General features: G+C 52.8%; 10 protein-coding genes. 5 read left to right on the plus strand and 5 right to left on the minus strand.

The window, feature by feature from the left end; all coding sequences use genetic code 11:
- Positions 1-14: 14 nt before the first annotated feature.
- The 4 genes from PJU73_RS04845 (at position 15) to PJU73_RS04860 (ending at position 6,109) form a co-directional block, all read left to right on the plus strand.
- The gene (locus PJU73_RS04845) at positions 15-788 is read left to right on the plus strand and encodes an IclR family transcriptional regulator (protein ID WP_237090572.1); all 774 of its coding nucleotides are present in this window, start codon (positions 15-17) and stop codon (positions 786-788) included.
- A 240-nt stretch (positions 789-1,028) separates the two neighbouring features.
- On the plus strand, positions 1,029-4,439 hold the full coding sequence (gene mfd / locus PJU73_RS04850) for a transcription-repair coupling factor (protein WP_237090659.1): 3,411 nt from the start codon (positions 1,029-1,031) through the stop codon (positions 4,437-4,439).
- A gap of 314 nt (positions 4,440-4,753) precedes the next feature.
- Positions 4,754-5,230: an NGO0322 family iron-responsive protein gene (locus tag PJU73_RS04855; RefSeq protein WP_237090573.1), complete on the plus strand. Its 477-nt coding sequence runs from the start codon at positions 4,754-4,756 to the stop codon at positions 5,228-5,230.
- Positions 5,231-5,413: 183 nt separating this feature from the next.
- Positions 5,414-6,109: a pseudouridine synthase gene (locus PJU73_RS04860; RefSeq protein WP_237090574.1), complete on the plus strand. Its 696-nt coding sequence runs from the start codon at positions 5,414-5,416 to the stop codon at positions 6,107-6,109.
- A 132-nt stretch (positions 6,110-6,241) separates the two neighbouring features.
- On the opposite strand, the gene PJU73_RS04865 is transcribed toward PJU73_RS04860, so the two are convergent.
- The 5 genes from PJU73_RS04865 to PJU73_RS04885 form a co-directional block, all read right to left on the minus strand.
- Positions 6,242-7,639 carry a dihydrolipoyl dehydrogenase gene (locus PJU73_RS04865; RefSeq protein WP_237090575.1) on the minus strand — a complete coding sequence of 466 codons (1,398 nt, stop codon included), beginning with the start codon at positions 7,637-7,639 and terminating at the stop codon, positions 6,242-6,244.
- Positions 7,640-7,800: 161 nt separating this feature from the next.
- Complete coding sequence (locus PJU73_RS04870; RefSeq protein WP_237090576.1) at positions 7,801-8,535, minus strand: glutathione peroxidase; 735 nt, start codon at positions 8,533-8,535, stop codon at positions 7,801-7,803.
- A gap of 284 nt (positions 8,536-8,819) precedes the next feature.
- Positions 8,820-9,593, minus strand: a complete 774-nt coding sequence (locus PJU73_RS04875) for a 1-acylglycerol-3-phosphate O-acyltransferase (protein ID WP_237090577.1) — start codon at positions 9,591-9,593, stop codon at positions 8,820-8,822.
- Positions 9,594-9,640: 47 nt separating this feature from the next.
- Positions 9,641-10,462: a bifunctional DNA-formamidopyrimidine glycosylase/DNA-(apurinic or apyrimidinic site) lyase gene (gene mutM, locus PJU73_RS04880; RefSeq protein ID WP_237090578.1), complete on the minus strand. Its 822-nt coding sequence runs from the start codon at positions 10,460-10,462 to the stop codon at positions 9,641-9,643.
- A 61-nt stretch (positions 10,463-10,523) separates the two neighbouring features.
- Positions 10,524-11,213, minus strand: coding sequence for a class I SAM-dependent methyltransferase (locus tag PJU73_RS04885; protein ID WP_237090579.1), 690 nt, complete (start codon positions 11,211-11,213; stop codon positions 10,524-10,526).
- Between the two features lie 318 nt (positions 11,214-11,531).
- On the opposite strand from PJU73_RS04885, the gene PJU73_RS04890 reads away from it, so the two are divergent.
- Positions 11,532-13,547: a lytic transglycosylase gene (locus tag PJU73_RS04890; protein WP_237090580.1), complete on the plus strand. Its 2,016-nt coding sequence runs from the start codon at positions 11,532-11,534 to the stop codon at positions 13,545-13,547.
- The last annotated feature ends 23 nt before the right edge of the window (positions 13,548-13,570 follow it).

Below are 13,570 nucleotides of genomic sequence, written 5' to 3' on the forward strand. Positions count from 1 at the left end.
TTTAAAATGTAAATATGAAAACTGCAACCACCGCCCCCGCACTCGAACGTGCCATCCGTATTTTAAATTTGCTGACGCAGGCCGGTTCGCCCTTGAGCGGTGCCGACATCGCCAAGCAGCTGGCTCTGCCCCGCAGCAGCGTACACGGCCTGCTGATGCAGCTTTTGCAGACCGATTTAATCCGCAAAACCGACGAACGCCATTTTGTTTTGGGCGCACACACAATGTATTGGGCCAACGGTTTTTTGGCGCAACAGAATATTGTCAATGATTTTCAGACGGCCATCAGCAGGATTCCCGAACTGGATTCCTACACTCTGACCCTGAGTGCCTTGAGCGGCAACCAAGTGGTGTATCTCGCCTGCCGCAACAGCCAGCAGGCACCGCTGGGCTTTGAGTTCCGCATGGGTATGCAGCTGCCCGCCGTATTTACCGCCACCGGCAAAGTGATGCTCAGCACGCTGCCGCAGGACGAAATCCTGCAACTGCTGCCCGAGCTGCCGCCGCCCTATACCGAAACCAGCGTCCGCAACCATGAAGAACTGTTTGCCGAACTGGAAACCGTCCGCCGCCAAGGTTATGCGGTGGACAACGGCCAACTGCGGCTGGGGATGCACTGCTTCGGCGTGGCGGTAACCGACTATTCCGGCCGTGCCGGTTACGGCATCGCCGTCAGCCTGATTGAGCGGGAAGTCAATGAAACCAACCGCAGCCAACTGGTTTCAGGGCTGAAAAAACTGGCGCAGAGCCTGTCGGCTTCTTTAGGCTCGCTTACCCGCTCCCGCTGAACCGCTAAGGCCGTCTGAAAATGCTTTTTCCTGCAAAACGGCATTTTCAGACGGCCTTAACCGTAAACATCTGCCGCCCCGTAAACGGTTTCAGCAAAATATATGCTTCATTTTTGCGTATTTTGCGATATTGAATGCCGCCATAAAAACCTGTTTGACAAACAGCATAAACCGCCTTCCCTTGCGCCATAATCTGTTAAAATTCCCTCTTTCCGTTTGACCGCATTCCGATTCCCGATGATGAACTATCCGCTTCCCAAAGCAGGCGAAAAAGCCCGCTGGCTCAATCTTTCCACCGGTTCGCTGCCTTTGGCGCTGGCACGCAGCCTGCCGCCGAAAACGCTGAAAGTGGTGCTGACGCAGGATGCCGAACAGGCTTTGCGGCTGCAAACGGCGTGGCATTTTTTCCGGCCGCATGATACGGCGGTGTTTCTGCCGGACTGGGAAACGCTGCCTTACGAGCGTTTTTCGCCGCATCAGGATTTGGTGTCCGACCGCTTGGCGGCTTTGTGGCAAATCAAAAGCCGATCGGCGGATATTGTGTTTGTGCCGGTGGCAACCGCCATGCAGAAGCTTGCTCCGGCGGCTTTTTTGGGCGGACGGACATTCTGGCTCAAAAGCGGCCAGCGTTTGGATCTGGGCAAACTGAAAAGCGATTTGGCGGCGGCGGGATACCAATATGTGTCCAACGTAGTAGCGGGCGGCGAATTTGCCGTCAGGGGCGGTATTATCGATCTGTTTCCGATGGGTAGCGATGTGCCTTACCGCTTGGATTTGTTTGACGATGAAATCGACAGCATTAAGATTTTCGACCCCGATTCGCAGCGCACGGTTGCGCCGGTTTCGGAAATCCGTCTGTTGCCCGCCCACGAATTTCCGACCGATTCGGAAGCACAGAAAATCTTCCGTAGCCGTTTTCGGGAAACGGTCAGCGGCGACTACAACGCCGCCACTGTTTATCGGGCGGTCAGCAACGGGCATTTCGGGGCGGGCGTGGAATATTATTTGCCGCTGTTTTTTGAAAACGGCTTGGATACGCTGTTTGACTATATCGGCGATGAAGCGCTGGTGGTCTGTTTGGGCGACGTTCACGCCGAAGCCGCCCGTTTTCAGGGCGATGTCAAAACCCGTTATCAAATGGCGCAGGGCGACGAAACCTACCCGCCTTTGCTTCCACAGCATTTATATCTCACTTCCGACCAGTTTGCAGGCCGTCTGAAAAACTATCCTCAGGTGTGGCCCGATGTATCCGGCAACGATCACACCCTACCCGATGTCGCTGTCAACCGCCAAGCCGAGCAGCCCTTGCAGGCATTATTGGATTTTCAGACGGCCTTTGACGGGCGGGTTTTATTGTGTGCCGAAAGTTTGGGACGGCGTGAAACCATGCTCGGCTTTATGCAGCAAAACGGCATCAAACCGAAAACCGTCGGCGACTGGCAGGGCTTTTTGTCGGCACACGACAAGCTGATGCTGACCGTTGCGCCACTGGCTCACGGCTTCCAACTTCCCGAACAAAACCTCGCCGTCATTACCGAATCCGACCTTTACCAATATGTCGCCCGTGCCAAAAACCACCGCCGCCGCAAACATTCAGCGGTTTCAGACGGCCTGTTGCGGGATTTGGCGGAAATCAACATCGGCGATCCGGTGGTACACGAAGAACACGGTATCGGCCGCTATATGGGGCTGACCACCATGGATTTGGGCGGCGAAACCGCCGAAATGATGCTGCTCGAATACGCCGGCGAAGCCCAGCTTTATGTACCGGTGGCAAGCCTGCACTTAATCAGCCGCTATTCGGGGCAGGCTCATGAAAATGTGCAGCTGCACAAATTAGGCACGGCAGCATGGAACAAAGCCAAACGCAAAGCCGCCGAAAAAGCCCGGGACACCGCCGCCGAACTGCTCAACCTTTACGCCCAACGTGCCGCCCAAAGCGGACATCAGTTCGAATTAAACGAATTGGACTATCAGGCATTTGCCGCCGGTTTCGGCTATGAAGAAACCGAAGATCAGGCAGCAGCGATTGCCGCCACCATCAAAGATTTGACGCAGTCCAAACCGATGGACCGCCTGATTTGCGGCGATGTCGGCTTCGGCAAAACCGAAGTCGCCCTGCGGGCAGCATTTGTCGCCGTGATGGGCGGCAGACAGGTCGCCGTGTTGGCACCGACCACGCTTCTGGTCGAGCAGCACGCCCAACAGTTTGCCGACCGCTTCGCCGATTTTCCGGTCAAAGTTGCCGCCCTGTCCCGCTTCAACAGCAGCAAAGAAACCAAAGCTGCACTCGCCGGCATGGCAGACGGCACGGTCGATATCGTGATTGGCACCCACAAACTGGTTCAGGACGATATTCACTTTAAAAACTTAGGCTTAGTAATTATTGACGAAGAACACCGTTTCGGCGTACGCCAAAAAGAACAGCTCAAACGCCTGCGTGCCAATGTCGATATCCTCACCATGACCGCCACGCCGATTCCCCGCACCCTGAGCATGGCCTTGGAAGGCCTGCGGGATTTCTCGCTGATTGCCACCGCCCCAAGCCGCCGCCTGTCGGTGAAAACCTTTGCCAAACCCTTCAGCGAAGGCAGCGTGCGCGAAGCCGTATTGCGTGAACTCAAGCGCGGCGGACAAGTATTTTTCCTGCACAATGAAGTGGAAACCATTGAAAATATGCGGGAACGCCTCGAAACCCTGCTTCCCGAAGCCCGTATCGGCGTGGCGCACGGCCAGCTTCGGGAACGTGAGCTGGAACAAGTGATGCGGGATTTTCTACAGCAGCGGTTTAACGTCTTACTCTGTTCCACCATCATCGAAACCGGTATCGACATTCCCAACGCCAACACCATCATCATCAACCGTGCCGACAAATTCGGCATTGCCCAGCTCCACCAACTGCGCGGGCGGGTCGGCCGCAGCCACCATCAGGCATACGCCTACCTGCTCACCCCCGAATACATCAGCAAAGATGCCCAAAAACGCTTGGATGCCGTCGCCGAAGCCGACGAATTGGGTTCGGGCTTCACCCTTGCCATGCAGGATTTGGAAATCCGGGGCGCAGGCGAAATTCTCGGCGAGGGTCAGAGCGGCGAAATGATACAGGTCGGCTTCACGCTCTACACCGAAATGCTCAAACAGGCAGTCCGAGACTTGAAAAAAGGCCGCCAGCCCGATTTAGATGCTCCTTTGGGCGTAACCACCGAAATCAAACTGCACAGCCCAGCACTGCTTCCCGAAGACTATTGCCCCGATATTCACGAACGCTTGGTACTCTACAAACGGCTCGCCACCTGCGAAACACCACAACAGATTCACGCCGTACACGAAGAATTGGTCGATCGTTTCGGCCTACCCGCCCAAGCCGTAACCACCCTGCTCGAAAGCCACCATCTGCGGATTCAGGCCAAAGCCCTCGGCATCACCGCCATTGATGCCACCGCCGAAGCCCTTACCCTGACCTTCGGCAGCCAAAACCGCATTGATCCGGCCGACCTCATTATGCTGATTCAGACCGACAAACAATACCGCCTCGCCGGTGCCGACAAACTGCGTTTCAGTGCCGAAATGGAGAACATCGACACCCGAATCCGCACTGTCAAACAAGTATTGAAAACCCTGCAAAGCAAAGCGGCTACGGAGAAAGCGTAAAGTACAACAGCAAACAGGCCGTCTGAAAATCAAGTTTCGATACTGCGAAATCCGATTTTCAGACGGCCTATTGAGACTAAATATAAAGTGAATAAATCCCAAAGCAATACCAAAACAGTCATCAATCACAGCAAAACTCTGCTATTTTCTCAAAATTCAAAACAAATCAAAAAATTTTAAAATTTAATTACTATTAAAATCATAAGTTTAGAAATTTTATATTAAATAATAACAATTATCATTTGTATTTTTTCAAATTATCGGCCATAATGCACCACATCAGCAAACGACACACAGAAACGAAGGGAGACGATATGCCGGAAAATATTTTCAAGCAGGTTGCTCTCGATATTCTGAGGCTGCACCAGCAAACGACTTATTCCCTGCTGGCTACCCGTTTCTGTGATGAGTGCGAAGTACACGATGCTGCGTATATTACGTTAAACGGCCGTTATTATGTTTGGTTGCCGTGTACGCCCGCCGGAGAAAACGACACCGGGATTCTGCTGATTGAAGACGAGCGCTTACAAGCCCGTTTGAGCTGGGTGGGGCAAACCCGCCCGCTGCACCAAAAAGATTCGCTGTACCGCCGCATTATGTCTGCTCTGCAAAGACGGATGCGGCATACAAAAGAGATGTTGAAAGCCGCTGATGCCTGTCTGTTGGAAGTGATTCCCCAACATGGCCGGCTCACCACCGGCACTAAGGATTTGTCGCTGTCGCCCAATGATTTGGTTAAGGCGCTTTATCCGGCAGCCCATCAATTTCATTCAGGAGCGTATGCTTTGTAAACAGTTTTGGTAGTGGTTTGTGTTCCTTTTGCGTCCCCTTTTTCCAAAGGGGCGTTTTTTTTGCTGTTTTTGGCTGCGCAGAAATTTACTTTGTTCATTTTTAGACGGCCTTAATTTCAGTCTTTGCAGCAAATCCGGTTTCCGCTTACAATTCCTGCTTTATTCCGACTGTTTTATCCGACTATGCAACTGCTTAAATATTTACAGGCACAAGGTATCGGCAGCCGCAAGCAGTGCCAGTGGCTGATTGATAACGACTGCGTGGCTGTCAACGGCATAATCTGCAATCAAGCCAAAGATACGGTGCAACCTGATAATGTCCAAAGTCTGACCATCGACGGCGAAGATGTCGTGGTGGTGCCGCTACCCTATTTCTATATCCTGCTCAACAAGCCATCCGATTATGAAACTTCACACAAACCGAGGGATTATCCCAGCGTATTCAGCCTGTTTCCCGATCATATGCGGCAAATCAATATGCAGGCAGTCGGCAGGCTGGATGCCGACACCACGGGCGTATTGCTGATTACCAACGACGGCCAGTTCAACCACCGTATGACTTCGCCGAAACACAAGGTCGCCAAACGCTACCGTGTTACTTTGAAACATGCCGCCGACAATCAATTATGCGAAACGCTGAAAAACGGGGTTCTGCTGCACGATGAGAATGAAACCGTCGCTGCTGCGGATGCCGTTTTGAGCGAACCGCATATTTTGGAACTGACGATTACTGAAGGCAAATATCATCAGGTTAAACGCATGATTGCCGCCGCCGGCAACCGTGTCGAACAGCTTCACCGCAGCCATTTCGGGACTTGGGACACGCAAAACCTGCAAAGCGGCGAATGGAAGTTTATTGACGTGGATACAACGGAATAGACTGTTTTTTTATCAATCACAAGGCCGTCTGAAAAACGAGGAAAGTGCATTTTCAGACGGCCTGTTATGAAATATAAAAATCCGGCTTGCACCAGCAAACCGGATTTTTGTGATTCCATCAGTCAGCGAAGATTACAATTTGGCAGCCACATCACGCAAGGCGGTGCGCAGACCTTCTTCGATAACCGGATGGTAGAACGGCATATCCAGCATTTGTGGAACGGTCATCTTCATTTGGTGCGCCCATGCCAGCAGGTGTGCCAAATGTTCGGCAGCCGGGCCGAAAATTTCTGCGCCCAAAAACAGGCCGGTGGCTTTTTCGGCATAGACCCGCATATGGCCTTTGTTCACCAGCATAACACGGCTGCGGCCCTGATTGCGGAACGATACTTCGCCGGTAACGTATTCGTTTTCCTGATAACGGGTTTGCAGTTGGGCAAAACGCAGACCCACGGAAGCGATTTGCGGGTTGGTAAATACCACGCCGATGCTGCTGCGGCGCAAACCGCCTTGGATATTCGGGTAACGGCCGGCATTGTCGCCTGCGATTTTGCCTTGGTCGGAAGCCTCATGCAGCAGCGGCAGTTGGTTGGAAGCATCGCCTGCGATAAAGATATGCGGAATGCTGGTCTGCATGGTCAGCGGATCGGCAACCGGCACGCCCCGTGCGTCCACGTCGATATTCAGGTTTTCCAAGCCGATGTTGTCCACATTCGGACGGCGGCCGACAGCGGCGAGCAGATAGTCGGCGGCAAATACGCCGCTTTCGCCGTTTTGTTCCCAATGTACTTCGACTTTGCCGTCGCTATTGAGTTTGACTTCGGTTTTGGCATCCAAATGCAGCGCCAATTCTTCGCCGAATACGGTTTTGGCTTCTTCCAGCACCACAGGGTCGGTAATGCCGCCCATAAAGCCGCCCAAGCCGAAAATTTCGACTTTCACACCCAAGCGGTTCAGCGCCTGACCGAGTTCCAAACCGATAACGCCGGGGCCGAATACGGCAACGCTTTGCGGCAGATCGTCCCAAGAGAAGACATCGTCGTTAATAATCAGTTTGTCGCCCAAGCCTTGCCATTGCGGCAGGATAACCGGACGGGAACCGGTGGCAATCACAAATGTTTTAGCGGTGATTTGGGTATGGTCGTCGATTTGGACGGTGTGTTCGTCAATGAATTTTGCCGCACCCATAATGCGTTTTTCAGACGGCCATGCTTCCACGTCTTCCACCACAAAGCCGACAAAACGGTCTCGCTCGGATTTTACACGGTTCATCACTTCTTTACCGTTGACGCTGATGCTGTTTTTGTCCAAATGTACGCCGAACGGATCGGTATGCAGCGCATGATGGCGTGCTTCGGCGGCAGCAATCAGCAGCTTGGAAGGCATACAGCCGACACGGGCGCAGGTGGTGCCGAAAACATGGCTTTCAATCAGATAAACATTGTCTGTGTGCAGGCGGGCATTGCGGAAAGCGCCCATACCGGCAGTACCGCCGCCGATTACAACGACATCTGCTTGGATTTTTTTCATATTCTGTCCTTAATCTGTTTTAAATATCAAACAATTATTAGTAAACAGAGTTACTCAGGTAATACGGCGCATACGCAACACGGATTACCTGAATAACTCCGATTTTTGCCGGAAATTCAGGAAAGCAGCCCGAAAGCCGCTTCCCGAATCAATCAGCCGGATTATTTGGCCAAGTAGGCTTCCAACTCTTCGCTACCGCCGATGTATTGGCCGCCAACGAATACTTGAGGCGCAGTTACTTTGCCGGTAATCGCACGTACTGAAGTTACAGTAGCGTCTTTACCCAATACGATTTCTTCGTATGCCAAGCCTTTGGCTTTCAGGGCTTCTTTGGCTTTCGCACAGAAAGAGCAGCCTGGTTTGGTGAAGATGGCGATAGATTCTTGAGCTTTCCAATCCGGAGCGATGTATTTCAGCATGGTGTCTGCATCAGATACTTTGAACGGATCGCCCGGCTCTTCAGGCTCGATGAACATTTTTTCTACTACGCCGTCATTTACGACCATAGAGTAGCGCCAAGAGCGTTTACCGAAGCCCAGATCGTTTTTGTCAACCAACATGCCCATGCCTTCGGTAAATTCACAGTTACCGTCCGGAATCATGTAGATATTGTCAGACTCTTCGTCGGCAGCCCAAGCGTTCATCACGAAAGTATCGTTTACAGATACGCAGTAGATAGCGTCGATACCGTTTTCTTTAAACGCAGCAGCCAGCTCGTTGTAGCGTGGCAGGTGAGAAGAAGAACAAGTCGGGGTAAATGCGCCGGGCAGAGAGAATACGATTACTTTTTTGCCTGCGAACAAATCTTCAGTGCTCACGTCTTTCCATGAATCGCCAACGCGGGTGTGGAAAACAACGCTAGGTACTTTTTTACCGGTCATATCTTGCAATGCCATTTCAAACTCCTTGTAAAAGGTTGATGGATAAAACTAAGGGAAGTCATGAATGCGTATTGTACATTCATATCAGTGATTTTCATAATTTATTGTTCAAATGTATTTAATTGCCTAAGCCAATCAAACGACACACCAAACAATCATCACATCAACGGGCAAGCGGCCCTGTTCGGGCTATATGATGCCGTCTGAAAAATAATCAAGTCATCATTGTTTATTTTTACCGGCAACAAAAATATAGTGGATTTACTTTATCTTGCCGGTCAAAACGTTTTCAAATATTTTCAAACCTGCTCAAACTTTGCCGCATCTTCCGCCACCCGCTTGCCGATGGCCGCCTCTGCTTTGTCTTTCAAGCCGAAGCGGTCGCAATCAGGAAATTCAGACGGCCTCAGCAGCGGCTCGAAATCCAAACGGATACGGATTTTCTTCATGGCGACAATCCGATTCAGCGAAGTCGGCAGGTTTACATCGGCATAAGACGGAATATCCGTCCGCCGCCCCGCTTCGTCATAATACCGCAGCGTAACCGCCTGAATCGGCGCATCGGTATCGATGGCCGACTGAAACAGCGCCGCCTTAAACGGCAGAATATCCCGTCCCGACGACGTTCTCGCTTCAGGGAAAAAACTCACGTTTTTACCCTCTTTCAATGCCGCCGCAATCGCCTGATTAATCGGCTCGATGTCCCTGCGGGAATTGCGGTTGATAAACACCGTCCCCGCCTGCTTGCCCATTTTGCCCAGCAGCGGCCATTTGCTGATTTCCTGTTTGGCGATAAAACTGCTCGGATACACCGCACTCATCGCAAAAATATCCAGCCACGACACATGGTTTGCCACCACCAGCGCACCGCCCAGCGGACGTTGCGGCGGCGTGCCGATTTCCAACTCAATATCCAAAGCCGCCAATGCGCCCTTGCCCAAATCCATCACCGCCTGATTGGCGGCTTCCCGACTACCGTCCAACTTACGGAGTGAACAAAACGTGCGCCACAGCCACACCGACAGGCGGCAAAGCCGTCTGAAACGGCCGCATAAAGCAATTTTTTCTGACATTTTAATGTTTTCTCAGCCAAATCTTTTATTTATGATGGAATAAAATCTTATTTTTGACACGACGGACAATAAAACGTCCCCCGCTGTCCGATAACCGTTTTTTCAACCGGCGTACCGCATTGTCGGCAAGGTTCGCCGCTTCTACCGTACACATTATATTCCTGCTGGAAATAGCCGCTGTTGCCCTCGCTATCGACAAAATCCCGCAGCGTACTCCCGCCGGTTTCAATCGCCCGCTGCAACACCGCACGGATTTCCGCCACCAGCAACGCCGCTTCTTTTTTCGTTACCCGATTGGCCGCCCGTTTCGGCGAAATTCCCGCCCGAAACAGGCTTTCGTTGGCATAAATATTGCCCACGCCGACCACGATATTGTTGTCCATCAACACCGCTTTCACCGCCCGTTTGAGCGTTTTCAGACGGCCATACAGATACGCAGCGTCAAATTCATCACCCAGCGGCTCGGGGCCTAATTTTTCCAGCAGCGGATGATGTTCCTCCGCCCCTTCATACCACACCACCGCCCCGAATTTCCTCGGATCACGGTAACGCAGGGTAACGCCGTCTGAAAACACAATATCCACATGATCATGCTTGCCCGGCGGCGGCACACAGCCGTCTGAAAAAACCCGCAGGCTTCCCGACATGCCCAAATGAATCAGCAGCAGCCCTGTTTCCAATTCAATCAGCAGATATTTGGCACGCCGACGGCAGGCTTTCACCGTTTGCCCCGCCAACACCGCCGCCAAATCCTCACAAACCGGCCAGCGCAGTTTGCACTGGCGGACAATCACATCGGCTACTTGTTTATGCTCGATATGCGGCGCAATCCCCCGCCGCGTGGTTTCCACTTCAGGTAATTCAGGCATAATGATTTTTACTTTCCAAATATTACTGCACCGCTATATGTTCCAAACCGTTTGACGGAACTCAACCATATTTCTTCTCTTCGGTGCATTCCATACCGCCGCACTTTGCCAAACCCAGCGCCACCGGCAGCGTATCGGGCAGCGTTTCCCTGTCGCCCAAAGGATGCACGCCGGCGAAGCGTTTCACCCACACCAAACCGTACACCGCCGCCGCCTGCGGCCACCAGCGGTCGCCCGCTTTTTCCATAAATTGCCAACGGTTGATGGCTTTCGGCGAAGCGACAGGCGGAATATACACCATAAATTTACCGTATTCCATGTCGAATCCCAAGCGTTTCATTTCATTGCTCAATTCCGGCAACGGCAGGCAATGTCGGCGCAAAGGCAGGTCAGTGCCGTCAAACCGCGGCCGCCACCGCCACAGCGAATGCGGATTAAACCCCGTCAGCACCAAACGACCGCCGTGTTTCAACATATCGGCGGCAGCACGCAGCGTTTGCAGCGGGTGGGAACTGTATTCATGCGTATGCGGCAGCAGCAGGCAATCCAAAGACTGCAGCGCAAATGCGGGCAGCTCGGCCGCCATCGCCACGTCTTCCGGCACGCAAACCACATTTTCAGACGGCCTCAGCCAAGCCGCACCCAAACGCACGGTGCAATCTTTGCCGCCGTTGAGATAAGGCGCAAAAAAAGCCCGCTCCTTCTGCGCCGTATAACGCCCGACCGCCGTTGTTTCAAACCAAGTTTCCATCTTCCCTCCGGCAAAGTATATTGCGGCAAATTTAAATCAGGACAAGACGCTAAAGCCGCAGACAAAGTACCGGTTTAAATTTACCACGATACCCAATATATAAGATTATGCAACACTTGTCAGCCGCCAAGGCCGTCTGAAAACCGGATGGCGTTTTTCAGACGGCCTCACGCCCGCCGAAACCATGCCCCGACAATTCGGTAAACATTCCATCAAGAAAACCACACCAAGGGTAAATTCCGCCCCGTTTTCTTGACGGCGCAAACCGCAGCCAGTACCATCAAACGTGAAAAATTCTATCTTCTATTTACTTGAATTATGACGAAATTAAAAACCCTCGTATCTGTTTTATCGGGGCTGACCGTCCTCAGCGCCGCCCACGTCAAGGCAGCGCCCACACCCGACCAAATCGGTATGGCAGTGATGCAGCTCAATGCCTCCCTCCTCCAGCAGGCAAAAGCCCAAACCTTCGGCAGCGGCAGCCTGTGGGCTTCATTGCGGCAGAATTTCCGCATCGGCGAAGTCAATTCCGAACTGGTGCGCCGCCACGAAAGCAAGTTCACCGCCAACCGCAGCTATTTCGACCGCACCATCAACCGCAGCAAACCGTATCTCTTCCATATTGCCAACGAAGTGAAAAAACGCAATATGCCGGCGGAAATCGCCCTGCTTCCGTTTATCGAAAGCGCCTTCGTCACCAAAGCCAAATCCCACGTCGGCGCTTCCGGCCTGTGGCAGTTTATGCCCGCCACCGGCCGCCACTACGGCTTGGAACGCACCGCCCTGTATGACGGCCGCCACGACGTTTACGCCGCCACCGATGCCGCATTAAACTATCTGCAATATCTGCACGGCCTGTTCGGCGACTGGTCGCTGGCGCTGGCGGCATACAACTGGGGCGAAGGCAATGTCGGACGCGCCGTCAATCGCGCACGTGCGCAAGGCTTGGAACCGACTTATGAAAACCTGCGAATGCCGAACGAAACCCGCAATTATGTGCCAAAACTTTTGGCTGTACGAAATATTGTTGCCAATCCGCAATCGTTCGGACTTAATATCAGCGACATCGTCAACCGCCCCTATTTCCAAACCGTCCATCTCGACAAACCGATAGACCAAGCCGCCATCGCACGGCTGGCCAATATCAGCGAAAGCGAATTTTTGGCACTGAACCCCGGTTTCAATGCGCCGGTATTTATCCCTAAAGCCAACCGCAAACTGCTGTTGCCGACCGAAGCCGTTGCCACTTTCGAGCGTAACTACCGCAACGCCGATCCGGGCGGGCTGCTGTCGTGGGATATTTACACCCCGTTCAGCAACACCAGCCTGAGTTCGATTGCCGCCGAAACCGGCATGAGCATTGCCGAACTCAAACGCTTGAACGGCATCAGCAGCAACACCCTTTCCGCCGGCCGCAGCATTCTGGTTGCCAAAAACAGCCTGAGCAACCCGACTCCGCAAAACTTTATCGACATCGACAACTCGCCGGATACTTATCAATCCGATATGCCGACAATGGCCGCCATGCCGGTAAAAGCCGCACCGGCTACCCAAATCAACTTTGTCAGCCGCAGCGAACCCGCCACGCAAACTACTGATTTTGTCCGCCAAACCGCTTCTGTCGAGCCGGTTAAGGCTGCAACAGTTGTTCAACCGCCGGTCATTACAGAAACGGTGATTGCCCAAACCGTTGCCGCAACCCAAACGGCGGCAACCAACCCCGATATTACTACTGTAACCGTTGTCCGCAATGAGCCGGTACAAACCGTTGCCGAAACCGTTATCACCCCAACCGTTGCCGAGAGGCCGTCTGAAAACGGGGAAGCCGTTGATCCGATGATGGCGCTGGTAGAAGATTCCACACTGCGGCTGAATGCTTCCGAATCGGTAAAAGCCGCCATTGTCCAAGCTGAAAATGCAGAAGCGGCGGCACAGGCACGAGCCGCCAAACTGGCGGAAAACCGAGCCAAAACGCAGAAACGCACCGAAACCAAAATCGCCCGCAGCAACGCTTCACCGACTCCGGCCGGAACGCATCGGGTGGAAGAAGGCGATACTTTGTTCAACATTGCCCAACGATATAATTTGAGCGTTGCCGATCTGATTATTGCCAACGACATCAAAGGCAACAATATCCGCAAAGGCCAACTGCTCAACCTGACCGCAGCACAAAGCAGCGGCCGCATTCAAAACGTGTCTTATATCGTGCGCAAAGGCGACACCATCGACAGCGTGGCACGCCGCTTCAATATCGATGCCAACGATATCCGCAGATTGAACAAAAATGCCCACACCCTCAGCCCCGGCCAACAGTTGAAATTAACCGGAAGCTGATACACAACCAAAGTGCATGAATA

Source organism: Neisseria lisongii, assembly GCF_028463985.1.
Taxonomy (GTDB): Bacteria; Pseudomonadota; Gammaproteobacteria; order Burkholderiales; family Neisseriaceae; genus Neisseria; species Neisseria lisongii.

What these genes read in the sequence shown, in the direction of transcription:
- mfd (WP_237090659.1), top strand. Translation starts at nt 1,029, where the DNA reads ATGAACTATCCGCTTCCCAAAGCAGGCGAAAAAGCCCGCTGGCTCAAT.
- PJU73_RS04890 (WP_237090580.1), top strand. Translation starts at nt 11,532, where the DNA reads ATGACGAAATTAAAAACCCTCGTATCTGTTTTATCGGGGCTGACCGTC.
- PJU73_RS04870 (WP_237090576.1), bottom strand. Translation starts at nt 8,535, where the DNA reads ATGGCATTGCAAGATATGACCGGTAAAAAAGTACCTAGCGTTGTTTTC.
- PJU73_RS04875 (WP_237090577.1), bottom strand. Translation starts at nt 9,593, where the DNA reads ATGTCAGAAAAAATTGCTTTATGCGGCCGTTTCAGACGGCTTTGCCGC.
- PJU73_RS04855 (WP_237090573.1), top strand. Translation starts at nt 4,754, where the DNA reads ATGCCGGAAAATATTTTCAAGCAGGTTGCTCTCGATATTCTGAGGCTG.
- PJU73_RS04860 (WP_237090574.1), top strand. Translation starts at nt 5,414, where the DNA reads ATGCAACTGCTTAAATATTTACAGGCACAAGGTATCGGCAGCCGCAAG.
- PJU73_RS04885 (WP_237090579.1), bottom strand. Translation starts at nt 11,213, where the DNA reads ATGGAAACTTGGTTTGAAACAACGGCGGTCGGGCGTTATACGGCGCAG.
- mutM (WP_237090578.1), bottom strand. Translation starts at nt 10,462, where the DNA reads ATGCCTGAATTACCTGAAGTGGAAACCACGCGGCGGGGGATTGCGCCG.
- PJU73_RS04865 (WP_237090575.1), bottom strand. Translation starts at nt 7,639, where the DNA reads ATGAAAAAAATCCAAGCAGATGTCGTTGTAATCGGCGGCGGTACTGCC.
- PJU73_RS04845 (WP_237090572.1), top strand. Translation starts at nt 15, where the DNA reads ATGAAAACTGCAACCACCGCCCCCGCACTCGAACGTGCCATCCGTATT.